Raw genomic sequence first — 25,414 nt, 5'->3', positions numbered from 1 at the left:
CATCTTACTATCAGTTTAAAAAATATTACTTATGATCTTTATAATCTTCTGGGAAAACAATTGTAACGTCTCCATCTTTAGGTTGCTCTAATTGATTTCTTTGATCGGTATCAATTGTCTCAGCCTTTGGAGAATCACCTGTTAATTGAGCAGGTTCTTGGTTACTTGTTTCTTGCTCCAAGTTTACGTCATTAGCATCCCCGTTGTCAACTAATGGAGAATTATTCGGATCAATTGGTTCACCACCATCAGCAGGATACATCCGGTTAGTATGGTAGTATTGATCTAAATAGTATTGCCATGAATCATCATCAAGTGATTCCAACTCTTTTTGAATCAAAGACTTGGTTTGATCTCTAAATTCTTTTACTTGCTTCTTTAAGCGTAAGTAGTCACTAGCCAAGGTTTGATTTTGATAATGTAAATCTGCAGCTTTTTCTTCGGCTTTTTGTCTGGCATCATTAATAATGCTTTCTGCATCAGCTTTAGCCTTTGCCTTAATTTCATCTGCTGTTTCTTGTGCAGAAATCAATGATGAATTAACAGAATTCTTAATCTTATCAAATTCTTGAATCTTAGCCTTTAATTCTGCGACTTCTTGCTTTAATTGTACATTTTCATTCTTTAAATCAACATTATGATCTAAGCAATCGCCATAGCTGTCAATAATCTTATCTAAAAAACTATCAACTTCGTAACGATCATAACCATTATGACCGCGTTTTTTAAATTCTTGATTGTGAATATCCATTGGCGTTAATGTCTTTTTATCTTGTGATTTTTGCTCTGCCAAAGGTAAACCTCCAAACAATACCTGCCCTTACGGGTTGTAGTTATATTAATTATCTTAATTCTTCCCAAATGACGAATACTAATTACGTCATCCATCTTTACCATTATATTAAAATCATGCTCTTCATGCCAATTTATTTTTATTTCGCCATCAGTAATCTTACCTTGACCCTGTTTACGACTAATTCGACTAAGGGCACTAACAACTGCATCAAGACGCAGAGACGAAACAATATAAGAATTTTCCTCATGTTCGTCAACAACTGGCAAAACATGATTTATAGGTAGCTTTTTTATTTTAACATGAGTTGACCCAATTTTAAAAATCTCATTTTGAAAAAAGTCAGCTAGTTCCTGCTTCGCAAAAAACTGCCATCTTCCTTGGCCATCAGTAATGATATCCCCAAAGGCTGATAATTGAATTCCTGAATTAGCTAAAACTCCCAAAATTTGACCGTGTGAAATCTGCGAGAATTTTTGATTATAATTAATTTCAAACAAAGCAACCTCAAAAGAATTAACTTCTTGATATTGCCAATCCTTTCTAATAATCACGCGTGCCTTTTCAAAATCATGATAGCCACCAAATTCTTGTAAGGAAAAATCATTACCAGCAAGTTCTTTTAAAATTTGTCTTTGAGCTGGATCTAAAAAGGGTGTTAAAATCTCTTCTTCCTTAAAAATTAACTGACTAAGTTCACCTGATAAATAATTTACATCGCTTTCTGAAAATTTATTTCGTAAAAATTTTGTTCTATTTTGAATTTTGTCTAAAAGTTCTGCCTGTTCCATTATTTCACTCTAAACAAAAAAGTGGCAACTACCGTTGCCGCTTTTTTAAAATCCAAATATTAATAGCTTAAATAATTCTACCAATACTACTTTCTGAATAAAATATATAATTAACAATCCGATTAATGGACTAATATCAATTCCGGTATTATACGATAAGGTAACTAGTGGACCTCTTCTAAAAAGATCAAAATATGGCTCGACTAATTTTCCAATAAATCTACCTAAAACTGATTCTCTCACAGCTGGAACCCAACTCATAATGGCATCAATCACGATTAATAAACTATATAAATACAAGAGATAATTAAGTATTCGGTATAAATTCATCAAAATAACAACCATTAACTTAAGCTATCCTTTTTTTCAACTAATTCAGTAATTTTACCATCAGTTTCAAATTTAGGTGGAGTTGCTAAGAAAATCTTATCTCCAACACGTTGGATTTCTCCGTTTAAGGCATAAACCGTACCAGTAATGAAATCAACAATTCTTCTTGCTGAATCATCATCCATTCGGCTAAAGTTAATAATAACTGCCTTATTGTTTAAAAGATTTTGTGCAACTTCTTTTGCATCTGAGTACACTCTAGGTTCGTATAATACGATTTGACTTGATGGTGTAATTCCAGACTTAATTGAAACCACATTATTTCTTGCTGGTTGGGCTTTGGCTTTAGGAGTTTCAGGAATTTCTGAAACATTTGTATTGTCAGCAAAGTTGCTTTCATACATTTCTTCATCAGCCATATCTTCATCTTCTGAAATTCCGAAGAATCTGCCTAATTTATCAAATGCCATATCTATCACCTTTCATATTATTGATTACGGTGCTTGAAAAATGGAATATCATCATTGTCATCATTGTTATCTGCACTTGTTTCGATTTGTGAGATGCTTTCTTGATCATTGCCATTGAATGAATCAAAAGTATCATCAGAAGTCTTCTTGGCATCTTCGGAAATTTGTGTACGACGACTTGAATTACTATCTAAATTCCAAACACTAGTTGGATCAACCATAGTTTCAGATTTAGGTTGACTTTCAGTTTCAGTTGGTTGTTCTGGTGTTTGAGTCTTTTCTTCTACAGGAGCTTTTGGTGCTGATGCAGGTTCACTCACTTCAATTTCAGGCTTTGAAGTAGGTTTTTGTTGCATTCTTCTACGACCAGGAAGTTCTTTTGAAGCTAATTCTTCAGCCTTGGAATCAATACCTGTAGCAATTACCGTAACTACTACTTCATCCCCTAAGTTGGCATTGATAGAAGTACCGAAGATAATATTGACGCCATCACCAGCAGCCTTTGATACAATTTCTGAAGCATCTTGAGCTTCAAATAAAGTAAGATCAGGTCCACCAGTAATATTAAGCAACACTTGCTTAGCCCCATCAATTGATACTTCAAGCAATGGAGATGAGATGGCGTTCTTAGTAGCTTCAACAGTTCTATTTTCACCACTAGCACGACCAATACCCATTAAAGCAGCGCCTTGGTTTTCCATGACAGTCTTAACATCGGCAAAGTCCAAGTTAACATAGTCAGTTGAGGTAATCAAATCTGAAATACCTTGAACACCTTGACGTAAAACGTTATCTGCTTCCTTAAATGCATCCATCATTGGTGTCTTCTTATCGACCATTTCAAGCAAACGATTGTTAGCAATGATAACTAAAGTATCAACGTATTGCTTCAATTGAGTAATACCTTCTGCCGCATTCTTAGAACGCTTAGGTCCTTCAAAAGTAAATGGTCGTGTAACTACACCAACAGTAAGGGCACCAGTTTCACGAGCAATTTTTGCAATTACAGGAGCAGCACCAGTTCCAGTACCACCACCCATTCCGGCAGTGATGAAAATCATATCTGCTCCCTTAAGTGAATCTTCAATAGTTTGTTCACTTTCTTCAGCAGCTTTTTGTCCAACTTCAGGATGAGAACCTGCACCTAATCCACGAGTAAGCTTAGGCCCAAGTTGAATCTTATTTTCTGCTTTGTTACTATTCAATGCTTGTACATCAGTATTAGCAGCGATAAATGAAACGCCTTGAACACCTTCATCTATCATTCTATTAACTGCATTACCACCGGCTCCACCGACGCCGATTACCTTGATAACAGCATTCTTGTTGTCATCTTGATCGAATGTAAAATCCATGCTTTACCACCTTTAATCAAAGAACTTCTTAAAGAATTCTCTGAGACCTTTTTTATTACTTTCTGACTTTTCTGCACCTTTTTGATCACGATTTACGCGAGGCGCTACATTATCATTATAAGCTTCTTTGGGCTTATTTTCACTAACTTCTGCTTTTCTTTTAAAAATCTTGGTATGATTATCTTCAAATTTTAAATCAGCTTCAGCTTTTGAAATTTGCTTACCATAAATAACATTATTTGCTAAAAAGTCAATTTCACTTAAATGATAAGCGTAATTTACCACACCATAACTAGCTGCATAAGCTGGGTTCCGTAAGCCCATTTGCTCGGGTTGATAAATTCTAGTTTTCACATCAAACTTATCTTGAACAACCGGATCAACAGCTTGCAAACTACTTGCACCACCAGTAATAATAACGCCACCAGGGAGATTGAATGCATCATGACTCTCCAACCCTTTTCCAATTCGACTCAAAATCTGATCAAGTCTGGCAGCGATTATCTGACTTAAGTAGTTTTCACTAACCATTTGTTGTTCACTTTGACCAACTGATTTAACCGCAAACTTGTCATCTTTTGATGCAAGTTCTGGATCAGCTGAACCATAATCAAGTTTAATTTGTTCAGCATCGTGCTTAGAGGTACCCAAAACAACAGAAATATCTTTGGTAATATCATTACCACCTTCTAAATCAATTGTCGCATACTTTATTTTATTTTCATGAATAACAGTTGCTGTTGTAGTGCCACCACCTAAGTCAAGAATAATCGATCCAAAGGTTCTTTCACCCTCATCAAGGGCAACGCTCGCAATTGCTAATGGGGTCGGAACAAAGAAATTATTTTCATATCCAGCACGTTCAATAGCTTTTTTGATATTATGCAAATCAGTAGTTGGTGCAGTCAATAAGATACCATGCACTTCTAATGAATGTGCAATCATTTTTTGAGGGTCATCAACATCCGTCTTACCATCTATTAAAAACTTACTTGGCAAAAAGGTAATCGGATCACGCCCAGATTTTTGCGCACGCTTAATTGCTACTTCTAAAACTCGGCGTACATCATTATCCGTAACTTCACGGCCGTTTTCACCAATATTTATGAGTCCACTAGCAGTTTCAAGCTGCAACATGCCTACTGGAATTCCAGTAACAACTCGATAAATTTTTGCATTTGTTTTTTGTGCAACATTTTTCAAAGCTTGACCAATAGCTACTGCAGTTTGATCAATATCTACTATCTTGCCTTGTCGCATTCCCTTTGTTGGTTCTGTAACTGCACCAATCACTTGAATTTCGTTGGCTGAGGCATCAGCTACAACTGCTTTAACTGCAGTTGTACCAATGTCCAATCCAACCAATAATGTTGAATTACTCACAATAACGCCCCCATTAATAGTTACCTAATTAAGAATATATCATAATATTCACATATCAACTAATATTAATTAATTAATTCCAAATGTTTGTTTTTCTTCGTTTGTCATCGTTCTCGAATAAGCTCCAACTTCAAAGTCAATTATGCTCTTTTCAGTCAGATTTTGTTTTATTTCAGGATAATATTTAATCTTTTCAGCAATTGTATTTACATTACCAATAATAACATTACCATCTTTCATTAGTAAGACAATCTGACTAGGGCGTTTAGTTTTACCAGATAACATTTTGACCTGCTTTTTTAAATTTGTTGGTAAGCTTCTAAGAGCCGCCAAATCTTCTTGTAAAGAAACTGTTTGATTATAGCCAATAAACAAAGGTTTACTATGATCCACTTCATCCCAACTAAGCTTTTGTTTAGAAAGCTTACCAGTATTAAGAATCTTATAGTAAGAAGTTCCTGTCTTAATATAAGCAATAACAGAATGTTCTTGAATTATTAAAGACAGATGATTGATCTGACTAATTTTCACATTAGCTGATTTAATCTCGGGATAAGCTCGTTTTAACTTCTTAGTTATCTCCTTGTGTCCAAAAAGATAACTAGCAACTTGATCAGTTGGTTTAATACCAGCCTTATTAACTAATTTCTCTGCTTCAATTTCATTAGCACCATAAACAGTAACTTTTCTAACTTGTGCACTAGGCGAAACAAAGAAACTTAAACCACTAATACTCAAAACTGAAACAAATATAATGAAGCCTAGCCTTCTTCTTAAAGCACGTCGTCTCTCACCATTTAGTTTAGTCAATGAGGCAGAAACCTTATTATTTGTTGGTCTTTGATTTTGGTTATTAGATCGATGCTCTAAAAAAGAAGCTAATTCTTGTTTAGGGTCTTTTTTAGTAAATTTTCTTTTTGTCATCTGCCTCATCTCCTATCCTAACGACTTAGTCCTTATTTTTATGACTAGCAACTAGTTCTTTCATAACTTTAATTACTTGATCTGAAGAATCAGGAACACCTAATCGCTTAGATGCCTCGCTCATCTTCTTTGCATAAGCGCTATCTAACAAAATATGATCAATTGATGAAACAAAATTGTTTGGGTTCAAGTCATTTTCAGCAATCACCAAAGCAGCTCCAGCCTTTTCTAAATCCTGAGCATTCTTCATTTGATGATTGTGCGTAACATTAGGACTTGGAATTAAAACCACAGGAACTCCTAAAGCAGTAAATTCAGCTAAACTTGTAGCACCCGAACGAGAAACAACACAAGACATCTCAGGTAACAGACTTGGCATATTGTCTATATATGGCACAATCTTTAAATTACGTGGTACTTGCTTCTTAGCTAACTTTTCTTTGATTGAGCCATAATACAACTGTCCGGTAGCCCAAATTACTTGATAAGGCTTCCCATCCAATTCAGATAAAGCCGCAATCATCGCTTGATTAATTGTCAGTGCTCCTCTTGAACCACCAAAAACAAGGACTGTTGGCATATGTGGATTTAAATCAAATTTCTTTGCTAAATCAACTTTTTCACTATTGATACTTAAGACTTGTTGTGATCTTGGATTACCTGTCTTAATAAGTTTTTTCTTCTCTGAGAATTGCTTTTCAGCATCTGAAAAGGTGTAACAAATTTTATCAACATAGTGGCCCAAAAACTTATTAGCTAAACCAACAACCGAATTAGATTCATGAATCAAAGTAGGAATTTTCATTTTAGCAGCTTCATAAACCAAGGCACCTGATACATAGCCACCAGTTCCCATTACTATATCTGGTTTGAACTCGGTCAAAATTTTCTTGGCTTCTTTAGTTGCTGCAAGAAATAACTTAATGGTTTCGACATTTTTAAGTAAATGTTTTCTACTAAAGCCTTGAATTTTGATTGTTCTAAAATTCACTCCAGCTGCTGGAACGATTTTTGATTCCAAGCCTTTTTTAGTTCCTACAAATAGAATTTCATCATTACTTGAAATTCCTGTCTCTTTCAATCTTTCAATTAAGGCCATAATTGGATAAATGTGACCACCGGTACCTCCACCGGTAAAAATTATTCTCATGCTTTCAATTCCTTCACATAACTTACAAAACAGTCACCACGTTGCTCAAAGGTCTTAAATTGATCCCATGATGCACATGCTGGTGAAAATAACAAGATATCCCCTTTTTCACATAAATCATAAGCTACTGGAACCGCTTCTTCAAGGGTATCGACAATTTTTATTGCCTTAATTCCAGCTTTTCTTGCAGCATCTGCTAGCAGATACTTAGTTTCACCATATAAGACAATACTTTTAACATGTTTCTTGAATAAATCTACTAGTGGATCAAAAGTAAAACCACGATCAAGACCACCACCAATTAGAACTTCTGGTTGGTTGAAAGCCTTAATTGCTACTGTTGCAGCTTCAATGTTAGTTGCTTTAGAGTCGTTATAAACCTTAATTCCGTTTAATGTAGTGACATATTGCAAGCGGTGCTTAGCTCCTGCAAAAGTAGATAACACAGCTTGAATATCGCTATTGTCCGCACCCATAATTTTACTAATAGCAATTGCAACCATGCTATTTTGTAAATTATGTCTACCAGGTAGCTTAATATCGCTAATCTTCATAATCTTTTCACTAGCGCTTTCAAGATATTCGCTACCCACATGGTAAGTCGCATCAGCATCTGTCATACTGAAGGTTTGAATTTGGGCCTTGGTTAAATCTTTTTCTCGTTTAAAGATATCTTTTTGATCATAGTTTGCAATAAAGTAATCAGTGTCCCCTTGGAAGCGAGTTACATTAAGCTTAGCTTGAATATAATTTTCCATAGTCTTGTGATAATCAAGGTGAGTTGGATAAATATCAACAATAGCTGCTACCTTTGGCTTAATATCAGTAACACCTAATAGTTGGAAACTTGAAATTTCTACGACTAAAATATCGTCTTTAGTTGCTTTTTGAACTACTTCTGAAATTGGTACCCCAATATTACCAACGGCATAAGCATGATGACCTGCTTTTACTAAGTGATGGTCTAAAATAGCTTGAGTAAGCATAACCGTAGTCGTTTTCCCGTTAGAACCAGTAACACAAACAAAAGGTGCTTCACTAGCTGATAATGCAACTTCAGGTTCAGTAATAATCGGAATCTCTAATTGTTCTGCCTTTTTAACCATAGGATTCTCATAAGGAATACCTGGATTTTTAACAAAGTAGTCAAACTGTTCTTGTTCAAGTAACTCAATTGGATGAGTTCCACCAATTACACGCACACCTAATTTTTCAAGTTCATGTGCATGCTCATTTTTACTTAAATCTTGCTTGTCATTTAAAGTAACTTTTGCACCAAGCTTTAACAATAATTCACTGACTGCAAAACCACTTTTTCCTAAACCTAAAACTAAAACATTTTTTCCATTATAAGTTTGAATAGCTTTCATTTTTTTATCCCCAGATTAATAAATATAAGATTCCTGCTAATAATTGTACAATCCAAAAGACAATATCAACTTTCCATTCGCTCCAACCTGAAAGCTCGAAGTGGTGGTGAATTGGTGTCATCTTAAAAATTCGTTTGTGAGTTAACTTAAATGAGGCAACTTGCATCATAACACTAGCTGTTTCACAAACATAAACTAGACCTACTAAAAGAAGTGACCATGGCCGGTTTAACAAAATGGCAACTGCTGCTAAACCCCCACCTAAAGCTAGTGAACCTGCATCACCCATAAAAATTTTAGCCGGCTTATGATTGAAGACTAAGAAGACTAATAAACCTCCAATCACACTCAAACAAACAGTTAAAATAGTAAAATTACCAGCTTGAAAAGCTAAATAACTATAAATGCCATAACTTACAATTGATAATCCAGTAGCTAATCCGTCAAGTCCATCTGATAAGTTAACAGCATTTGAAAAGCCCACTAGCCAAAAGATGGTAAATAAGACAAAGATAATGGTACCTGTAGCAACACCAAAAAATGGAATAATTAACTTAAAGTTGAACTTATCGAAGCTGGCTATTAAGACTAATACTACTGCAATAAAAATTTGTAATAGTAATTTTTGCCAAGCTCTTAATCCCAAATTCTTCTTCCAAATAATTTTCAGTCCATCATCTAAAAAGCCAATCAACCCATGTCCTAACAGAGCAATAATTAAAATAATAGCACTATTAGTTAGTCTTTGGCGCCAAAGCAAAACAATTAAGCTACTAATTACAGCAGCTAAAATAAATACTGTCCCTCCCATAGTAGGAGTACCTGCTTTTTTTTGATGTGATTTTGGCCCTTCTTCTCTAATTGGTTGTCCTTCATGATGCGAATGCATAAAGATAATCAACCAAGGTAAAAAGATTGCTGTCAAAACCATACTAAATGTTAAGGCAAAAATACTATAGCTCATCTGAACCTAAACCCTTTCAAATATTATTTACCATTTATTTCTATTGTTTCGCCAGCTTTAACTTGTTTTCCACTGACGACACTTTGGCTCTTAACTTTTGTTCCCGAGCCTTTAATTTTAACTTTAATTCCAGCTAATTGAGCGAATTGTTCGACTTCACTTATTTTCCAACCCGTAAAGTTAGGATAAGTGATTGTTCCTGAGGTCAATAAGAACACCTTGGATCCACTTTGAATTTTTTGTCCATGACTAACTAACTGATTAGTTACCACTGTTCCACTACCAAGTTTAACTATTGATAAGGAATTATCTTCTGCACTTTGTTTAGCCTTATCATAAGTCAACCCAATAAATTGTGGTACTTCGACACTCGCAGAACTTGCTCGTAACATCTTTGAGTTCATCATAATTATACGATTCATCATTGGCTTAAAAATAGAAGCTAAAATTGTTTCTGCTGGTTCAGTCATCTTTTGAGGTTGCTTCATTGTAAGATAAATAGCATATCTAGGCTTGGTTGCTGGCGTTACCCCAACAACTGAAAAGATATAGTTATTGGCACCAGTCAAATAACCACTTTTACCTGCAATCTGAGCAGTCCCAGTTTTTACGCCGATACTCTTACCATTAATCTTGTAAGCAACACCTGTACCATATTTTTCGTTTAATACATTTTGCATATTTTCCAAAACCACTTTAGATGTAGCTGCACTAAAGACAGGCTTCCCAACTTTAATAGTTTTGTACTTCTTAATCACTTTACCTGTAGGTGTTTCAATCTTTTCAACAAACTGAGGCTTAACCATTTGACCATTATTGGCCAAAGCAGAATAAACTTGCATCATTTGCATTACATTTACTGTTACCCCTTGTCCAAAGGAAGTTACACCACCTTGTAAGGCATTATTAATAGTATAAGTTCCAGTTTGTTCACCAGGCAAAGTAACATGCGTAAGCTGACCGATTCTGAAACGCTTCAAATATTCCTTCCAGGTCTTATTTCCCATCTTTTGTTCCAATGTAGCCATTCCGACATTACTTGAACGTGGGAACGCTTGTGAAAATGGGATTGATCCCCAGCCACTAGTATTCCAGTCGTGAATAGTTGAACCATTTAAGGTAATAGAACCAGATTTATACAATTCATTTGGATTGTAATGTCCACTATTTACAGCTGCAGATAAAGATAATATCTTAAAGACCGACCCAGGTTCGTAAGTATCTTGTACTAAGATATTACGATATGAACCAGTTAATCCACTTTTAGTTTCCGGATCAAAGGTTGGACGCTGGGATGCTGCTAAGACTTTTCCGGTCTTCAAGTCTTCCACAACCGCAGTTAAAGCCTTAGGTTTATATTTATTTTGCACATTAGTTAACAGATTTTCGAGATAATTCTGTAACTGCGAATCTAACGTTAAATAAATGTTATCCCCATTTTTTGCTGCTTTATAGGCACTAGTGCCATTAGGAAGTTGGTAATTAGAAGCATCAACACTGCTTTCTTGATACCCATCTTTTCCAGCAAGATACTTGTTATAGTAAGCTTCTATTCCCATTGTTCCAACTAAACTAGTGGAATTAGTCTTTTTATCATATTCAGAATTAGCTAAACCAACAATATGTGAAGCAAAAACCCCATTAGGATACAACCGAGATGGCATTTCAATAAATTTAATGCCGGGTAAATGCATTTTTTCGATTTTCTCTTTCTGCATTAAAGAAAGATTACTGCCGCCAATTCCAAATTGAACCTGAAAAACCTTAGTCTTAGGGGTCAAATAGTCATAAATCTTGCTTTCCGATAAAGGTAATACGGTAGCCAATTTTTTAGCTGTCTTATGTTTATCAACAACATATTCCGGCTTATTTTTATAGTTAATTGAACTTTTATCTAAAATTGCATAGACCGTATAAACATGTGAATCTTCAGCAAGTGTAAAACCATTACGATCAAAGATTGTCCCCCTGGTAGCCTTCAATACTTCATTCCTTTGATATAAGGCTTTAGTTCTCTGACTTAAATTCTCACCAGCTACTTGCTTGGAAATACTGATATATAAAAATCTACCTAAAAATACAAGAAAAACCAAAGCTACGACTAATTGGAGAATTCTCCCCACCGTAAATCGGTAGCCGTGGGCTTTGGATTTCATCTGTCTTAAATTATACTTTTTCATTAATCAACAGTCCTGATATTGCCTTCAATTAAGGTAAGGCCTTTTTCTTTTGCAATTCGATTCATACGAGAAGTTGAAGTTAATTCTCCAATTTCTTGACGTAAATTGGTTGCAGTATTTTGACTAGAAGTTAATTTAGATTCATAATTTGCTAAATCATGCTGTGCACTCGTCGCAGCAACACTAGTCGATACTAACAAAGCAGCCATTACAATTGTTGTAAAGGCACCAATACATAAAATAGCCTTTTCTAGTCTATCAAGCGGAACAGTTCTAGGTCTAAGACCCATTTTTTGTTCATGTCTATAGCTTCTGGTAGGCTCTTGTTGAGGCTCAATATTCAAATTTCTTGCGGAACTATCAGCCATATTTCTATCCTCTTTATAATTTTTCTGCAACCCTAAGCTTAGCACTGTGTGAGCGGTTGTTGTTGGCTAATTCTGACTCTGAAGCCACAATCGGTTTACGGTTTATTAATTTGAGTTTTGGCTTCAAATTATCAGGTATAACCGGAATTCCTCTTGGTACTTCAACTTCAGAATTATCTTTAAAGATTTTCTTAACTATCTTATCTTCATGAGATTGAAAAGTAATTACGCTAATTCGTCCACCAGGTTTTAATAGCTTGATTGCTTCCTCCAAAGAGGCTTTCAGACTATCTAATTCATGATTTACTTCAACGCGAATTGCTTGGAAACTCTTCTTGGCGGGATGTCCCCCCTTGCGACGAGCAGCAGCAGGAATTGCTTCCTTAATAATATCAACCAATTGGAAAGTTGTTTCAATTGGAGCTACAGCTCGCTTTTGTACAATCTTACGTGCAATCTGACGCGAGAACTTTTCATCACCATATCGATATAAAATATTAGCTAAATCTTTTTGAGAATAAGTATTAACCACTTGATAAGCATCAAGCTCTTGTTCTTGATTCATTCTCATATCTAATCTAGCATCGAATCGATAAGAAAATCCTCTCTCTGGTTGATCAAATTGTGGAGATGAAACTCCTAAATCATAGTAAATGCCATCAATTCCGTCAGTATAGCCAAGTTCATTTAAATTTTCTGCTAAATGACTAAAATTATCATGAACTAAAACCAACCTTGGATTGCTAGTTTGCGTTATAAAGGAAGAAAAATTTGCTTTTGCCACCTTTATAGCGTAACTATCTTGATCAAAACCAACCAAAGTTCCCGCTTCCAGTTGACTCAGTAAGTACCTTGCATGACCTCCGCCACCAAAAGTTGCATCAACATAAAGCCCGTTAGTCTTCAAATCTAAATTATCAATTGTCTCTTTTAAGAGTACACTCGTGTGATTAAATTTCATCATAGTTCAATATCATCCAAGTCTTCTGCAATGTCATCGTAATTTTCATTTGCATCATCGGTAAATTCGTCCCAACGCGTTTGAGACCAAATTTCAATTCGATTAGATACTCCTACAATAACACATTCTTTTTCAAGGGCGGCATGTTCTTTTAAAGTTGTGGTCAGGTTCACCCGGCCTTGCTTGTCAAACTCACATTCCATTGCACCAGAATAAAATAATCTTGTGAACTTCCGAGCGTTTCTCTTAGTTAAAGGAAGCTTAGCCAACTTAGCTTCAATCTTTTGCCACTCAGCTTCTGAGTAACCAAAGATGCAGCCTTCCATCCCACGAGTGAAAATCATTTTTTCTCCCATTTGGTTACGAAATTTAGCAGGGATAATCAATCTGCCTTTCGCATCCAAATTGTGATGAAATTCACCCATGAACATGACAAAGCCCCCCTTTCAACTAATAATTTACCACAATTCCCCACTTCCTACCACAAAATGTCCAATAATTGCTAACAAATTTTAATTTTTCTTGTGGATAAAATAAAAAACGCTGTTATAGCAGCGTTTTTGAGACTTAAAAAATAGTGGTACAAAGTGTCAAATTAGAGTAATAAATAATAACCCTACATACCAAAAAACTGAACATACAACTAAAAAATTCCACAACTTTCTAAATGTTTTTGATAGTGACAAATTTTTATTAATTACAGCAATGTGCAAACTTATAATTATTACACCAATAAAGTAAAATAAAAATCCATATGGTAAAAACGAAGGGCGATGTCCCTGGCGCGCAATTGCTTCACAAGCAAAAATCAAGAAAAAAGGTAATACGTCATACCCTTTAAACATTGCCTTGGGGAAGAGTTGGGTTAAAAGCATTGCTAACAAAAGTCCTAAAATTGGCGCTAAGATAATTATCAACATTATTTTCTCCTTTATACTGATATTTATATTTTAGCTCAAAATTGCAAAAGATTACCAGCTAAGTTACAATACAAACCTAGGAGGGCTTCACAATGGCAAGAAGAAAGAAATCAAAATTTCAGAAATTAACTATCTTTATGGCTTTTTTAATGGCATTAATTACATTATTTGGAGTTGTTGCTGTTATTTTCCAATATTTTGTTCAATTCTAGAAATAAATAAAAAGGCAGTGCGTACGCACTGCCTTTTTTAATGATATGGGTCTAATTTTTCTCCAAAGGGATAATCCCTCGCTAACCTTACCCATAATGGATAAGTAAGAGTTGTCAAAATTAATGCTAAGATAAAATTATAAAGTAGTCCCAGAAAGACACTACGTAAGTCAACATTGATAACACCAGCTGTGGTCATAATTAACCAAAAGAGTAAAGTAAACAATAGATAAAAGATTGGCACAATTATTAATCTAACTACAAAAACCTCAGGAATAAAACGTGCGATTTTTTGACTAGTAAACATTAATAATGGCAACCCCACTGTATACGGGCCAACAAAGCCTAAGTAATATAAATCAGCTAAAAGCCCTATAACTAAAGCAATTATAATCTCACGGTTATTAAGATCATCAACTAACCCAATTAGACAAATACCAACAACAATTGACCAAAAATTAACACCAGTAAAACCACTAGGTAAAACATTATTTAACCAATGACTTAGAGTCCCATCAAGCCATAGTGAGAATAGCAATGCTAATCCTATTGACCAACGCTTTAATTCAGCCATTAATCTGCAACCTTTCTAATAATTACAGAAACAATTGATGGGTCATTCAAATTTCCCGCAGGCTTAATTTCAATTAAGTCAGATAAACCGAATGAATCCCGCGTCGTCTTCGCAACTGTTCCAACTAACAAGCCTTTAGGAGAACGTCCTCCTAAGCCACTTGTGTATACTCGTGTGCCTTTTTTCAATTTCTTGGAATCAACTACTTGAGTAAAATAAATGGAATCTGAATCACTTCCAACAGTGATTATACCGTGTACCTTTCCACCATTTTGGGCATCTGCTTCAACACTAAAGCGGTTTGCTGACTTATCAGTGGTGGTTAAAAGTTCTACCTTTGCAGTAGCTGCCGAGACTTCCAAAATTCTACCAATTACTCCGCCACCAGACATAACAGCCATATTCTTTTTGATGCCAGCATTGGAACCCTTATCAATTATTAAAATGTCAAACCAAGTATCTGGTGAGCGAGAGATAACAGATGCATTTACTGAATCATAGCTTGTTAATGTCTTTTTTATCTTAAGTGCTGATTTTAATTGCTGATTTTCTGCTTCGAGACTCGCATTACGTGCTTTTGTCTGGGCAAGAGCATCTACTTGACTTTTCAGGTGATCATTTTCTTTTTGAAGATTAATGATATCACTCAATCCACTAATACCGCTGCCCAATGCCGAAATCGGCCAATTGATAATCCTACTACCAACTGAAACAATATCATTGCTCATTCTTTGACCAAATAAAGGTTGTGAACGTTTATTTCTTAGACTTACAGTAACTCCAAGTACAATTAAAATAAGCAAAATGGTAAGAAAACTTACCAACATTTTTTTGTTCTGTAGAAACTTTTTCATGAAACCAAACTTACTATTCTTAAAATAAAAACCGGCCTAAGCCGATTTTTTTATTTACGGGTTCTCCGCATTACTTCAATATTCTTAAGTGATTCACCAGTACCAATTGCAACACAGTCAAGTGGATCTTGTGCGATAAATACAGGTACTTTAGTTGCTTCTGAAATCACTTCAGAAAGATTCTTAAGCAATGCACCACCACCAGTTAGAACAATACCATGGTCGATAACATCTGCTGCAATTTCAGGAGAAGTTTCTTCAAGAGTTTCTTTGATTGCAACAATAATATCTTGAACAACTTCTTGAATTGCCTTAGCAATATCAACAGCATTGATATCAACTGATTTTGGTAAGCCAGTAACTAAATCACGCCCACGAATATTCATAGATTCAATTTCTTCGGCCTTTTCAACAGAAGCAGAGCCAATTTGAATCTTGATGTCTTCAGCTGTTCTTTCACCAATTAATAAGTTAAAGTTTTGATGAACATAACTCGCAATTGCACTGTTAAACTTATCGCCAGCTTGACGAGTTGACCGACTTGAAACAATTCCTCCTAAAGAAATTGTAGCAACATCAGTTGTACCACCACCGATATCAACCACCATTGAACCAGTTGGATCCATAACTGGAAGTCCAGCACCAATAGCTGCTGCAAATGGTTCCTCAATAACGTAAGCTTCACGGGCACCAGCAACACGTGCGGCATCAATAACTGCACGCTTTTCAACTTCAGTAACACCAGATGGTACACAAATCATAACTGCAGGCTTAGAATTGCCAACTGTCTTTTCCATGAAATACTTAAGCATTGCTGCTGTTGTATCATAATCTGCAATAACTCCATCTTTCATTGGACGAATTGCCTTAATTGTTCCTGGAGTTCTACCAATCATTTCTTTAGCTTCTGAACCAACTGAAATCACTTCACCAGTTTGGGTGTTTTTAGCTACAACTGAAGGTTCACGTAAAACAATCCCTTTACCTTCCATGTAAACCAAGGTATTAGCTGTACCTAAGTCAATTCCGATATTCTTTGATCCTAATCCAAACACGGATATCTCTCCTTATAATTCTGGTCTCAATAAATCTTGACTTATTATAGCATAGATAATTAAGAATCGGCCGGATTTAACGGTATTTTAATAAGCTTTAATATAATTGCTCTTCTTTAAAGCTCAAATATTGCTTTCCAGCAACAATGATATGATCTAAATAATTAATTCCAATTAGCTTAGCTGCTGCCTCTATTTGCCGTGTAAATTCAATATCTTTTTCTGATGGAGTTAAATCACCACTAGGATGATTGTGTGCCATTAAAAAGCTAACACTATTACATAAAACGCCCCAACGAAAAATATCTCGTGGATGAACAACTGAGCGATTAACAGTACCCTGAAATAATAAGCGCTCACTTATAACTTGATTTTTATTGTCTAAATAAAAAACAACCAGTTGCTCCTGTTCAACTCCGAGAAACTTCTCAGTTAAATAACCTCCAACTTCGTGGCTAGAGACAAAACTTTCAAGATGGCCACTCTTCATTTCACGTAAGCGCATCAAAAGAGAAAAACTACGAGACGTTAAGGCTTCTTCTGACTTTCCAGCTAAATAATCAAAAATTTTATTAAAACTCGTTAACTTTTCTCGCTCTAAAAACTTTTTCAAATCCTCAAAAGTAGTAATACCATCTTCTTTTAGCAAAAAGAAAATCTCATCCAACAACTCTTGATCAGTTTTTAATAAATAGTGATCTTGTTTCGGAATTTTCATTAAATTCCTCCTTTCACTATTTATATACGAAAAAACTAAGCTATTTTTTTCAAGAAATCATTAAAATTTGTACAAATTAAACTAGCATTTTCTCGGTCTATCATTTTAGGTGGTAATAAATCAGGAATCATTATTCCTTGGATTCCCGCAGCTTTACTAGCCGCAATACCAGTTGAAGAATCCTCAAAAATGATTACTTCATTTTTACCCAAGCCTAATTTTTGCGCAGCCAATTCATAAATATCTCCAGCTGGTTTTGGGGCCAACTTATTCTCCTTTACATCATCATATGATAAATAAAAGTCAAAATAATTCCTAATGCCGGTTTGCCAAATCGCATGTTCAATCACATTACGATAATTACTTGAAGCAATCACCATGTTTAAATTTAAAGCTTTAAATTTATCAAGAGCTGCTTGAACCCCTACTTGTAATTTTAACTTACCTTCATCAGTCCATTGCCAAACTAGGTCATCAGTTCTTTGAATAAACTGATCTCTCATATGTTCACTTGCAAAATATTTATGATAGAAAGCTTGCATATCAGCTGCTGTAGCTCCTGTAAGTTTCAAATATGAATCTTCAGGGATATTTAAGTTGTATTCTTTGGCAGCTTGAATATTAGCTTTCCAATATAACTTTTCACTATTAACTAATAAACCATCTAAATCAAAAATGACACCTTTAATATCACCTTTTATACCTGAAACTTTCATTATTGTTCTCCTTTATTCAAAATGGCACTTACCAAATAAAATGATCCTGTTACTACCAGGATATCATTTGATTGCATTTTTTGCTTCAAATTGAGATAAGCTTGCCAGTAGTCTTGCTCAAAAGGCAAAGTTACATTTAACTTGTGATAATCAGCTAGCTTAGCTGTTCTAGGATATGGCAAAGTTGTCAGTAATACCTGCTCATCTTTAAACTTGCTTAAAACCTCGGTAATATCTTTATCTTTCATCATTGCTAATAAAACATAAACTTTACCAGAAGTCTTTTCCTTTCGAACGAAAGCTAATAGATTTTCAATTGCTTGAATATTGTGAGCTCCATCTAAAATAATCTGAGGTTTAGTTTGCAATACTTGATAACGCCCCGGGATTTGCGTCTCATTAATTGCTGTTTCAATTTTCGCTTTACTTAAGTGAAGATTAAGTAATTCAAAAACTTTAACACTAAGTGCAATGTCATAACCTTCTACTTGAGGCCGAAGATTAAAACGATAGTTTTGTTTTGAAGTTAATTCAAATACTGATTCAGTGTGTAACTTAAAATCTTGTCCAAGTAAATATACAGGTGCATTTTTTTGCTTAGCCTCAGATAAAACAATCGGTAAAACCTCTTCAGGTAAATTACCTAATACTATTGGAGTCTTCTCCTTAATAATCCCAGCCTTTTCTTTAGCAATATCAGCTAAAGTTGGTCCAATAATTGCTTCATGATCAAGTCCAATTGTTGTTATAACACTCACTTGTGGCACTATAACATTAGTCTTGTCATGTCTTGCTCCAATGCCAACTTCAATCACCGCATAATCACAATTTTGCTTTGCAAAATATAAAAATGCCATAATTACTTCAAATTCAAAAGTTACTAAATTAAAATCAGCTTCTTCTTTTTGAATTTCGGTAATCACTGCAACTACCTGGTTAGCTAACTTAATTAAATCAGCATCTGGAATATTTTTACCATTAATCTGAATTCTTTCATTGAACTCCTTAATATAAGGTGAGACAAAAAGGCCAGTCTTTTGACCGGCCTTTTTGAGTAAATTACTAATGTAATAAGAAGTTGACCCCTTACCGTTGGTCCCCGTAATATGGATAGTCTTCACCTTATCTTGTGGGTTATCAAGCTTAGCTAAAACACGCTTGATATAAGATAAATCACTTTTAGGATGAAGATTAGGTAAGGCATAAAGATAATCTAAGAATTCAGATATCTTATCAAACTTTTTCACATTAACGACTTTCTTTTAATTCTTGCATCCGGGCCTTAACTGCTTCAAGCTGACTTTCATAATCAGCTTGTTTTTCTTTTTCCTTTGCAATTACGGCTTCAGGTGCATTCTTAACAAATCCTTCATTTGAAAGTTTCTTACTTGCACGCATAACTTCGCCTTCAAGACGCTTAGCTTCTTTTTCCATCTTAGCTAATTCTTCATCTAAATCAACAATATCAGCTAATGGGACAAAGATTTGAGCACCTGGAATCACTGCAGTTTTAGCTAATTTTGGTGCAGCAATTTCAGTTGAAACTTCTAATTTCTTAGGATGTAAGAAGTTTTGAACATATTCACTGTTGTCATCCAAAATCTTCTTGTCAGCGGCTTTATCAAGTTGAATCAAGATATCAATTGAACTTGACATTGGAGCATTAACTTCCATCCGAATGTTTCTAACTGCCTTAATAACTTCAATCATGAAGTTCATTTGGTTGTCAGCTTCATTATTTTCAAATTCGGCGTGGGCAACTGGATAGCTAGCAACAGAGATACTCTTACCTTCATGTGGCATTGACAACCATAACTTTTCAGTTACAAATGGCATAATTGGGTGCATGAGACGTAAGATTTGGTCTAAAATCCAAATTAAGTTTTCTTGTTTTCTTGCCTTTAATTCTTCATCGTCGCCATTTAATGCAACCTTAGAAATTTCAATATACCAGTCACAGAAATCGTTCCAAATGAAGTTGTACATTTCTCTACCAGCTTCACCAAATTGGAATTCATCAAATAAGCGATTAACTTCCTTAACAGTATGGTTCAAACGGTCAAAAATCCACTTATCTGCTAAATCAAACTTAGCAACATCTGGCATATGAGCTGGCTTAGCATCGCTAGGCAAGTTCATAATTACGAATCTTGAAGCGTTCCAAATCTTGTTAATGAAGTTCCAAGCGGAATCCATCTTAGTGTAGCTAAAACGAGTATCTTGACCAGGAGCTGTACCGTTAAGCAAGAACCAACGTAAAGCATCAGCACCATATTTATCAATTACATCCATTGGGTCAATACCGTTACCCAAAGACTTACTCATCTTACGGCCTTGTTCATCACGAATTAAACCATGAAGAACAACATGGTCAAATGGCTTTTGCTTAGTAAAGTGCAAACTTTGGAAAATCATTCTGGATACCCAGAAGAAGATAATGTCGTACCCTGTTACCAAGGCATTAGTTGGGAAGTAACGCTTGAAATCTTCAGCATTTTCGTCAGGCCAACCTAAAGTTGAAAATGGCCATAAAGCTGAACTGAACCAAGTATCAAGCACGTCTTCATCTTGTCGCCAGTTTTCAATATCCTTAGGTGCTTCTTCGCCAACGTACATTTCGCCAGTTTCTTTGTTGTACCAAGCTGGAATTCGGTGTCCCCACCATAATTGACGAGAAATTACCCAGTCATGGACATTTTCCATCCATTGTTCAAATGTTTGGCTAAATCTTTCTGGAACAAAGTCAATCTTGCCAGCAGTCTTTTGATTTTCAAGAGCTTTTTCAGCAAGTGGCTTCATCTTAACAAACCATTGAGTTGAAAGACGTGGTTCAACTTGAACACCGCTTCGTTCAGAGTGTCCAACTGAGTGAACGATTGGTTCAATCTTGATTAAGTAACCTTCTTTTTCAAGATCCTTAACTAAGGCTTCACGGCAGTCAAAACGATCCATGCCAGCATACTTGCCACATTCTTCGTTCATAGTACCATTAGCGTTCATAACGTTAATACGCTTAAGGTCATGACGATTACCAACTAAGAAGTCGTTAGGGTCGTGGGCTGGAGTAATCTTAACTAAACCTGTACCAAATTCAGGATCAACGTGTTGATCTTCAATAATTGGAATATGACGACCAACAAGTGGTAAGACTAATTCTTTACCAACTAAATCTTTGTATCTTTCATCCCCAGGAGCAACTGCAACTGCAACGTCACCAAACATGGTTTCAGGACGAGTAGTTGCAATTTCAACAAAGCCACTACCATCAACAAATGGGTACTTAATATGGTAAAAGGCACCCTTGTCATCTTTATGAATAACTTCAATATCACTTAATGCAGTTTCAAGCTTTGGATCCCAGTTAATAATATATTGACCACGGTAGATTAAGCCTTCGTTATAAAGTTGAACAAAGACCTTTCTAACAGCCTTTGAAAGTCCCTTATCTAAAGTAAAACGTTCACGGCTGTAATCAAGAGAAAGTCCTAATTTTGCCCATTGAGACTTGATGATATTTGCATATTCATCTTTCCAGTCCCAAACTTGTTTAACAAACTTTTCTCGACCCATTTGGTGACGATCTAAGCCTTGCTTACGCAACTTTGCTTCAACCTTTGCCTGTGTTGCAATTCCTGCGTGGTCCATCCCTGGCAAGTAAAGGGTGTCATAGCCTTGCATCCGCTTCAACCGAATTAAAGTATCTTGAATTGATGTATCCCAAGCATGGCCCAAATGAAGCTTACCAGTAACATTGGGTGGTGGAATAACAATTGAATATGGGTGAGCTTTTTTATCACCAGATGGCTTGAATAAGTCTTCATCAAGCCAAGTTTGATATCTACCTTTTTCAACCTCATTGGGGTTGTATTTTGGCGCTAAATCTGTCATTTCTACCTCCATAAAAAAAGTCCTAGACTAAAGTCTAGGACGATTAATTAACCGCGGTACCACCTAAGTTAGAGCTAATGTATACTAACTCTCTCTTAAAGCGATAACGGTGCTAATCCGGATAAATTTACTCTTAGTTCAATCTATCAGCTGACCAAGCTACCCGAAGTCTTCTGGCCTCTCAGAATTAATGGCTGTTCTCTGTAAATGAAAACTTCTCCTCTTGGCTATGCTGTTTTATAAAAGAAAGTATAACATAAAAATTACGTACTAACTATCTTTTAAGCTATTTAATTCACTTTTAGTTAATTCACGATAGTGTCCTGGAGCTAAATTAGGGTCTAAAATCAACTTTCCCATGCTTAATCGCTTAAGCTTAACAACACCCAGATCAAACAAACCAAACATCCGCTTGATTTGGTGAAATTTTCCTTCATGGATTGTAATTTCGCATTGTTTTTGATTTTCAGACTTTATTAAAAGCTTAGCTGGAGCTAATTCACTACCATCTACTAAAGTAACTCCCCTAGCAAACGCAGCTTCTACTTTAGGCGTTACTTCACTATCTAATTCTACCCAATAAGTTTTATCGACGTGCTTTTTTGGACTAAGCAAATCGTGATTTAATTGGCCGTCATTAGTTATCAGCAATAACCCGGTAGTATCTTTATCTAAACGTCCAACTGGACTTAGGTTCTGATATAAATCTTTACTGTCTAATAAATCAAGTACCGTTTTTTGCTTTAAATCTTCAGTGGCAGTAATAACGCCAGCAGGCTTATTTAACATAAAGTAATGATACTTTTGATAAATTATCTGCTCACCATTAACTTTAACAACATCAGAATCAGCCACTTGTGCTTTTGCTTGGCCAATAATTTTACCGTTAATAGTAACTTTTTTGGCTTTAATTAAATCGTGGACCTCTTTACGTGAGCCCACATTCATATTAGCTAAGTACTTATCAATTCGCATTAAAGTAAGTCCTGATCAGCTGTTTGATCATCAATAAACTTTTCATTCGGTCTAATGGTGCTTATTTCGATTCCGTCCATCGCTCTTTGTAAAAGTCCATCAACATCAAGACGATTTTCATATTCAATCGCCTTGTCAATTCTAGGCTTAGTCTTAGGACGTGGTGGGGCAAAGATAGTACAACAATCTTCAAATGGCTTAATTGACAATTCAAAAGTACCAATTTCTTCAGCTAAGCGAATGATTTCGGTCTTATCCATTGTTGCCACCGGTCTTAAAACCGGAGTAGTTGTAACATTGTTGATTGCAGCCATTGACTCTAAAGTCTGAGAGGCGACCTGGCCCACAGATTCACCATTAAAGATAGCTAAACCGCCACGTTTTTGTCGAATCATATCAGCTAAACGAAGCATAAAACGACGTTGTACCGTCATTAAATAGCCTTCTGGGAGCTTTTCTTTAATTGTTTCTTGAATTTCTGCAAATGGTACAGCAATAAAAGTAATTTTGCCTGAGTAGTTTGCTAAAATTCCAGTTAACTCCTTGGCCTTAGCTAAAGCCTTATCGCTAGTGTATGGAGGACTAAAGAAGTGAACCATTTCAATATCAACTCCGCGCTTCAAAGCCAAGTATGAAGCTACAGGTGAATCAATTCCACCACTAAGCATCATGACCGCCTTGCCTGCAGTACCAACTGGCATACCTCCAGGTCCATGAAGCAATTGATTAGAAATATAAACTGCATCTTGACGAACTTCAATTCGTAAAACTAAATCTGGATGCTTCATCTCAACTTTAGGTTCAGGTAAGTTATCAAATAAATAATCCCCCACCATTAAGTTAAGCTGATTTGTATCATATTCAAAACGGTGATCAGCTCTCTTAGTGGCAACCTTAAAAGTCATCCCAACCTTATAAGTAGCTTGCATTATTTCTAAGGAAGTCTCTTTAATAGCCGCTAAAGTTTTTTCCGTTCTAATAACAGGAGAATAAGTTTGAATCCCAAAGACCTTTTTCAATCTTTTATCAACTTCTTCAAAAGAAGCGCCATTTAATACAATGTGCATCCGATCATGCTTAGGATAAATCTTAATTGATTCTAAATCTGCTAAGACACGCTCAACATTACCACATAATCTTCCAATAAAGTCTTTACGGTTTTTACCTTTAGTTGACAATTCACCGTAGCGAACCATAACCTCTGTATATTTCATATGCATCTCCTTACTTTAAGTGATTAACCTTGGCAAAATGATGGTAAATTTTATCAAATACATCAATAAATTCATCTGCTTCTGCTAGGCTATTGCTTGCATCAAAGCTTAACCGAATCGCACTAGTAGCAACCTTTTCATCTACTTTCATACTTGCTAAAGTACTTGCTTCATCACTGGTCTTTGAAGCACAAGCACTAGTAGTTGAAACATAAATTCCTTTTGATTCTAAAGTATGCACAAGTGTCTCACCCCGAATTCCCAACAAAGAAAAAGTTAAAACATGTGGAGCAAAATCCGCTTGCATAGGTGAGAAAATAGTGATTCCAGGTTTGTCTTTTAAATAATCAATAATTTTTTGCTTAATTGCACTCTCTTTTTGATAATTGATAGATTCTTTTTCATGAACTAATCTCATCGCCTTAGCAGTTGCAGCAATTGCTGGTAAATTTTCAGTTCCTGAACGCAAGCCCTTTTCTTGGCCTCCACCATCAATTAATGGTTCTAGCATCTTACCAGACTTCTTAAATAAAATCCCCACTCCTCTTGGAGCATGATACTTATGAGCAGATAAACTCATTAAATCTACTCTATCAGTAAAAACTTGTTGCCAAATATCTTTGCCAAAAGCTTGCACATTATCCACATGAAAGACAATATTCGGATAAGCTTCTAAGATTTTAGATACAGCTTGAATTGGTTGAATTGTTCCAATTTCATTATTGACACCCATAATTGAAACCAGAGTTGTATCTGAATCTAGAGCTTTTTTCAAATCATTAGGATTAATTCTACCTTCTTCATCGACTGGCAAATAAGTTACCCTAAATCCTCTTGCCTCTAAATGCTTAAAAGCATTTCTTACACTAGCATGCTCAACACTAGTAGTAATCAAATGACGTCCGAATTCTTTTTTGGACCAAGCAGCTTCTTTAATTGCTAGATTATTAGACTCAGAACCTCCACTGGTAAAAAAGATTTCATGGCTTTGGACACCAAGGATATCAGCAATTTGCTTTCTAGAAGCTTCTAGTAATTGATGTGCTCGATCTCCTAATTTATGTAAACTAGAAGGATTAGCCCAAATTTCTTCACTCACCTTGTTATATGTTTCTAAAACATCAGGATAAATCTTTGTAGTTGCTGAATTATCAAAATAAATCAATGTTTATCTCCTCAAAAAAACGACCTTAACGGTCGTTAACTTAACTTATTTGATTTTAGCTTAAAAGTTGATATGGCGCAATTA

At 35.4% G+C, this 25,414-nt stretch carries 26 protein-coding genes; 1 reads left to right on the top strand and 25 read right to left on the bottom strand.

Annotation, left to right across the window (positions count from 1 at the left end; translation table 11 throughout):
* Nucleotides 1-25: 25 nt before the first annotated feature.
* The 15 genes from H628_RS0105020 to H628_RS0104950 form a co-directional block, all read right to left on the bottom strand.
* On the bottom strand, nucleotides 26-793 hold the full coding sequence (locus tag H628_RS0105020; RefSeq protein ID WP_027825460.1) for a DivIVA domain-containing protein: 768 nt from the start codon (nucleotides 791-793) through the stop codon (nucleotides 26-28).
* Nucleotides 757-1,584, bottom strand: a complete 828-nt coding sequence (locus H628_RS0105015) for a YlmH/Sll1252 family protein (protein ID WP_034538329.1) — start codon at nucleotides 1,582-1,584, stop codon at nucleotides 757-759. The genes H628_RS0105020 and H628_RS0105015 overlap by 37 nt, the downstream gene beginning before the upstream one ends.
* A gap of 45 nt (nucleotides 1,585-1,629) precedes the next feature.
* Nucleotides 1,630-1,929 carry a YggT family protein gene (locus H628_RS0105010; protein ID WP_027825458.1) on the bottom strand — a complete coding sequence of 100 codons (300 nt, stop codon included), beginning with the start codon at nucleotides 1,927-1,929 and terminating at the stop codon, nucleotides 1,630-1,632.
* Nucleotides 1,929-2,384, bottom strand: a complete 456-nt coding sequence (locus H628_RS0105005; protein WP_027825457.1) for a cell division protein SepF — start codon at nucleotides 2,382-2,384, stop codon at nucleotides 1,929-1,931. Before H628_RS0105005 ends, H628_RS0105010 begins: the two co-directional genes overlap by 1 nt.
* A 17-nt stretch (nucleotides 2,385-2,401) precedes the next feature.
* Nucleotides 2,402-3,739, bottom strand: coding sequence for a cell division protein FtsZ (gene ftsZ, locus H628_RS0105000; protein ID WP_027825456.1), 1,338 nt, complete (start codon nucleotides 3,737-3,739; stop codon nucleotides 2,402-2,404).
* A 12-nt stretch (nucleotides 3,740-3,751) separates the two neighbouring features.
* A complete protein-coding gene (ftsA, locus tag H628_RS0104995) occupies nucleotides 3,752-5,122 on the bottom strand; it encodes a cell division protein FtsA (protein ID WP_027825455.1) in 1,371 nt (456 codons plus the stop codon).
* Between the two features lie 69 nt (nucleotides 5,123-5,191).
* On the bottom strand, nucleotides 5,192-6,046 hold the full coding sequence (locus tag H628_RS0104990) for a cell division protein FtsQ/DivIB (protein WP_027825454.1): 855 nt from the start codon (nucleotides 6,044-6,046) through the stop codon (nucleotides 5,192-5,194).
* A gap of 25 nt (nucleotides 6,047-6,071) precedes the next feature.
* On the bottom strand, nucleotides 6,072-7,196 hold the full coding sequence (gene murG / locus H628_RS0104985; RefSeq protein WP_027825453.1) for an undecaprenyldiphospho-muramoylpentapeptide beta-N-acetylglucosaminyltransferase: 1,125 nt from the start codon (nucleotides 7,194-7,196) through the stop codon (nucleotides 6,072-6,074).
* Nucleotides 7,193-8,566: a UDP-N-acetylmuramoyl-L-alanine--D-glutamate ligase gene (murD, locus tag H628_RS0104980; protein ID WP_027825452.1), complete on the bottom strand. Its 1,374-nt coding sequence runs from the start codon at nucleotides 8,564-8,566 to the stop codon at nucleotides 7,193-7,195. The genes murG and murD overlap by 4 nt, the downstream gene beginning before the upstream one ends.
* A 4-nt stretch (nucleotides 8,567-8,570) precedes the next feature.
* Complete coding sequence (gene mraY / locus H628_RS0104975) at nucleotides 8,571-9,530, bottom strand: phospho-N-acetylmuramoyl-pentapeptide-transferase (RefSeq protein WP_027825451.1); 960 nt, start codon at nucleotides 9,528-9,530, stop codon at nucleotides 8,571-8,573.
* Nucleotides 9,531-9,553: 23 nt separating this feature from the next.
* The gene (locus H628_RS0104970) at nucleotides 9,554-11,710 is read right to left on the bottom strand and encodes a penicillin-binding protein (RefSeq protein ID WP_027825450.1); all 2,157 of its coding nucleotides are present in this window, start codon (nucleotides 11,708-11,710) and stop codon (nucleotides 9,554-9,556) included.
* Nucleotides 11,710-12,078 carry a cell division protein FtsL gene (ftsL, locus tag H628_RS0104965; RefSeq protein ID WP_027825449.1) on the bottom strand — a complete coding sequence of 123 codons (369 nt, stop codon included), beginning with the start codon at nucleotides 12,076-12,078 and terminating at the stop codon, nucleotides 11,710-11,712. Before ftsL ends, H628_RS0104970 begins: the two co-directional genes overlap by 1 nt.
* A gap of 13 nt (nucleotides 12,079-12,091) precedes the next feature.
* A complete protein-coding gene (gene rsmH / locus H628_RS0104960; protein ID WP_027825448.1) occupies nucleotides 12,092-13,039 on the bottom strand; it encodes a 16S rRNA (cytosine(1402)-N(4))-methyltransferase RsmH in 948 nt (315 codons plus the stop codon).
* Complete coding sequence (gene mraZ / locus H628_RS0104955; protein WP_027825447.1) at nucleotides 13,039-13,470, bottom strand: division/cell wall cluster transcriptional repressor MraZ; 432 nt, start codon at nucleotides 13,468-13,470, stop codon at nucleotides 13,039-13,041. Before mraZ ends, rsmH begins: the two co-directional genes overlap by 1 nt.
* Nucleotides 13,471-13,629: 159 nt before the next feature.
* On the bottom strand, nucleotides 13,630-13,959 hold the full coding sequence (locus tag H628_RS0104950) for a DUF3397 family protein (RefSeq protein WP_027825446.1): 330 nt from the start codon (nucleotides 13,957-13,959) through the stop codon (nucleotides 13,630-13,632).
* Nucleotides 13,960-14,051: 92 nt separating this feature from the next.
* Here H628_RS0104950 and H628_RS07560 point away from each other — a divergent pair, with 92 nt between their 5' ends.
* On the top strand, nucleotides 14,052-14,171 hold the full coding sequence (locus tag H628_RS07560; RefSeq protein ID WP_081662455.1) for a DUF4044 domain-containing protein: 120 nt from the start codon (nucleotides 14,052-14,054) through the stop codon (nucleotides 14,169-14,171).
* Between the two features lie 37 nt (nucleotides 14,172-14,208).
* On the opposite strand, the gene H628_RS0104940 is transcribed toward H628_RS07560, so the two are convergent.
* From H628_RS0104940 to H628_RS0104895, 10 genes are all read right to left on the bottom strand, one after another.
* Nucleotides 14,209-14,745 carry a rod shape-determining protein MreD gene (locus H628_RS0104940; RefSeq protein ID WP_027825445.1) on the bottom strand — a complete coding sequence of 179 codons (537 nt, stop codon included), beginning with the start codon at nucleotides 14,743-14,745 and terminating at the stop codon, nucleotides 14,209-14,211.
* Nucleotides 14,745-15,599, bottom strand: coding sequence for a rod shape-determining protein MreC (gene mreC, locus H628_RS0104935; protein WP_027825444.1), 855 nt, complete (start codon nucleotides 15,597-15,599; stop codon nucleotides 14,745-14,747). The genes H628_RS0104940 and mreC overlap by 1 nt, the downstream gene beginning before the upstream one ends.
* Before the next feature lie 50 nt (nucleotides 15,600-15,649).
* Nucleotides 15,650-16,654 (bottom strand): rod shape-determining protein, encoded by a 1,005-nt coding sequence (locus H628_RS0104930; RefSeq protein ID WP_027825443.1) that lies wholly within the window; start codon nucleotides 16,652-16,654, stop codon nucleotides 15,650-15,652.
* Nucleotides 16,655-16,751: 97 nt separating this feature from the next.
* Complete coding sequence (locus H628_RS0104925; protein WP_027825442.1) at nucleotides 16,752-17,372, bottom strand: JAB domain-containing protein; 621 nt, start codon at nucleotides 17,370-17,372, stop codon at nucleotides 16,752-16,754.
* Between the two features lie 35 nt (nucleotides 17,373-17,407).
* Nucleotides 17,408-18,088: an HAD family hydrolase gene (locus tag H628_RS0104920; protein WP_027825441.1), complete on the bottom strand. Its 681-nt coding sequence runs from the start codon at nucleotides 18,086-18,088 to the stop codon at nucleotides 17,408-17,410.
* Nucleotides 18,088-19,335 (bottom strand): bifunctional folylpolyglutamate synthase/dihydrofolate synthase, encoded by a 1,248-nt coding sequence (locus H628_RS0104915; RefSeq protein WP_027825440.1) that lies wholly within the window; start codon nucleotides 19,333-19,335, stop codon nucleotides 18,088-18,090. The genes H628_RS0104920 and H628_RS0104915 overlap by 1 nt, the downstream gene beginning before the upstream one ends.
* 1 nt (nucleotide 19,336) lies before the next feature.
* Complete coding sequence (locus H628_RS0104910) at nucleotides 19,337-21,976, bottom strand: valine--tRNA ligase (RefSeq protein ID WP_027825439.1); 2,640 nt, start codon at nucleotides 21,974-21,976, stop codon at nucleotides 19,337-19,339.
* A 270-nt stretch (nucleotides 21,977-22,246) separates the two neighbouring features.
* Nucleotides 22,247-22,951, bottom strand: a complete 705-nt coding sequence (locus H628_RS0104905) for a pseudouridine synthase (RefSeq protein WP_027825438.1) — start codon at nucleotides 22,949-22,951, stop codon at nucleotides 22,247-22,249.
* The gene (gene thiI / locus H628_RS0104900) at nucleotides 22,951-24,165 is read right to left on the bottom strand and encodes a tRNA uracil 4-sulfurtransferase ThiI (protein ID WP_027825437.1); all 1,215 of its coding nucleotides are present in this window, start codon (nucleotides 24,163-24,165) and stop codon (nucleotides 22,951-22,953) included. Before thiI ends, H628_RS0104905 begins: the two co-directional genes overlap by 1 nt.
* A gap of 10 nt (nucleotides 24,166-24,175) precedes the next feature.
* On the bottom strand, nucleotides 24,176-25,330 hold the full coding sequence (locus H628_RS0104895; RefSeq protein WP_027825436.1) for a cysteine desulfurase family protein: 1,155 nt from the start codon (nucleotides 25,328-25,330) through the stop codon (nucleotides 24,176-24,178).
* Nucleotides 25,331-25,414: the final 84 nt, after the last annotated feature.

The sequence above is a fragment of the Lactobacillus psittaci DSM 15354 genome (assembly GCF_000425905.1).
Taxonomy (GTDB): Bacteria; Bacillota; Bacilli; order Lactobacillales; family Lactobacillaceae; genus Lactobacillus; species Lactobacillus psittaci.
The sequence above is the reverse complement of the archived record's forward strand: the minus strand, read 5'-3'. Positions and strand labels throughout refer to the sequence as shown.

Excerpts from the sequence above, each read along its gene's own strand:
- H628_RS0105015 (WP_034538329.1), bottom strand. The coding sequence starts at position 1,584 with ATGGAACAGGCAGAACTTTTAGACAAAATTCAAAATAGAACAAAATTT.
- H628_RS0105010 (WP_027825458.1), bottom strand. The coding sequence starts at position 1,929 with ATGGTTGTTATTTTGATGAATTTATACCGAATACTTAATTATCTCTTG.
- H628_RS0105005 (WP_027825457.1), bottom strand. The coding sequence starts at position 2,384 with ATGGCATTTGATAAATTAGGCAGATTCTTCGGAATTTCAGAAGATGAA.
- ftsZ (WP_027825456.1), bottom strand. The coding sequence starts at position 3,739 with ATGGATTTTACATTCGATCAAGATGACAACAAGAATGCTGTTATCAAG.
- H628_RS0104990 (WP_027825454.1), bottom strand. The coding sequence starts at position 6,046 with ATGACAAAAAGAAAATTTACTAAAAAAGACCCTAAACAAGAATTAGCT.
- murG (WP_027825453.1), bottom strand. The coding sequence starts at position 7,196 with ATGAGAATAATTTTTACCGGTGGAGGTACCGGTGGTCACATTTATCCA.
- murD (WP_027825452.1), bottom strand. The coding sequence starts at position 8,566 with ATGAAAGCTATTCAAACTTATAATGGAAAAAATGTTTTAGTTTTAGGT.
- mraY (WP_027825451.1), bottom strand. The coding sequence starts at position 9,530 with ATGAGCTATAGTATTTTTGCCTTAACATTTAGTATGGTTTTGACAGCA.
- H628_RS0104970 (WP_027825450.1), bottom strand. The coding sequence starts at position 11,710 with ATGAAAAAGTATAATTTAAGACAGATGAAATCCAAAGCCCACGGCTAC.
- ftsL (WP_027825449.1), bottom strand. The coding sequence starts at position 12,078 with ATGGCTGATAGTTCCGCAAGAAATTTGAATATTGAGCCTCAACAAGAG.
- rsmH (WP_027825448.1), bottom strand. The coding sequence starts at position 13,039 with ATGAAATTTAATCACACGAGTGTACTCTTAAAAGAGACAATTGATAAT.
- mraZ (WP_027825447.1), bottom strand. The coding sequence starts at position 13,470 with ATGTTCATGGGTGAATTTCATCACAATTTGGATGCGAAAGGCAGATTG.
- H628_RS0104950 (WP_027825446.1), bottom strand. The coding sequence starts at position 13,959 with ATGTTGATAATTATCTTAGCGCCAATTTTAGGACTTTTGTTAGCAATG.
- H628_RS07560 (WP_081662455.1), top strand. The coding sequence starts at position 14,052 with ATGGCAAGAAGAAAGAAATCAAAATTTCAGAAATTAACTATCTTTATG.
- H628_RS0104940 (WP_027825445.1), bottom strand. The coding sequence starts at position 14,745 with ATGGCTGAATTAAAGCGTTGGTCAATAGGATTAGCATTGCTATTCTCA.
- mreC (WP_027825444.1), bottom strand. The coding sequence starts at position 15,599 with ATGAAAAAGTTTCTACAGAACAAAAAAATGTTGGTAAGTTTTCTTACC.
- H628_RS0104925 (WP_027825442.1), bottom strand. The coding sequence starts at position 17,372 with ATGAAAATTCCGAAACAAGATCACTATTTATTAAAAACTGATCAAGAG.
- H628_RS0104920 (WP_027825441.1), bottom strand. The coding sequence starts at position 18,088 with ATGAAAGTTTCAGGTATAAAAGGTGATATTAAAGGTGTCATTTTTGAT.
- H628_RS0104910 (WP_027825439.1), bottom strand. The coding sequence starts at position 21,976 with ATGACAGATTTAGCGCCAAAATACAACCCCAATGAGGTTGAAAAAGGT.
- H628_RS0104905 (WP_027825438.1), bottom strand. The coding sequence starts at position 22,951 with ATGCGAATTGATAAGTACTTAGCTAATATGAATGTGGGCTCACGTAAA.
- thiI (WP_027825437.1), bottom strand. The coding sequence starts at position 24,165 with ATGAAATATACAGAGGTTATGGTTCGCTACGGTGAATTGTCAACTAAA.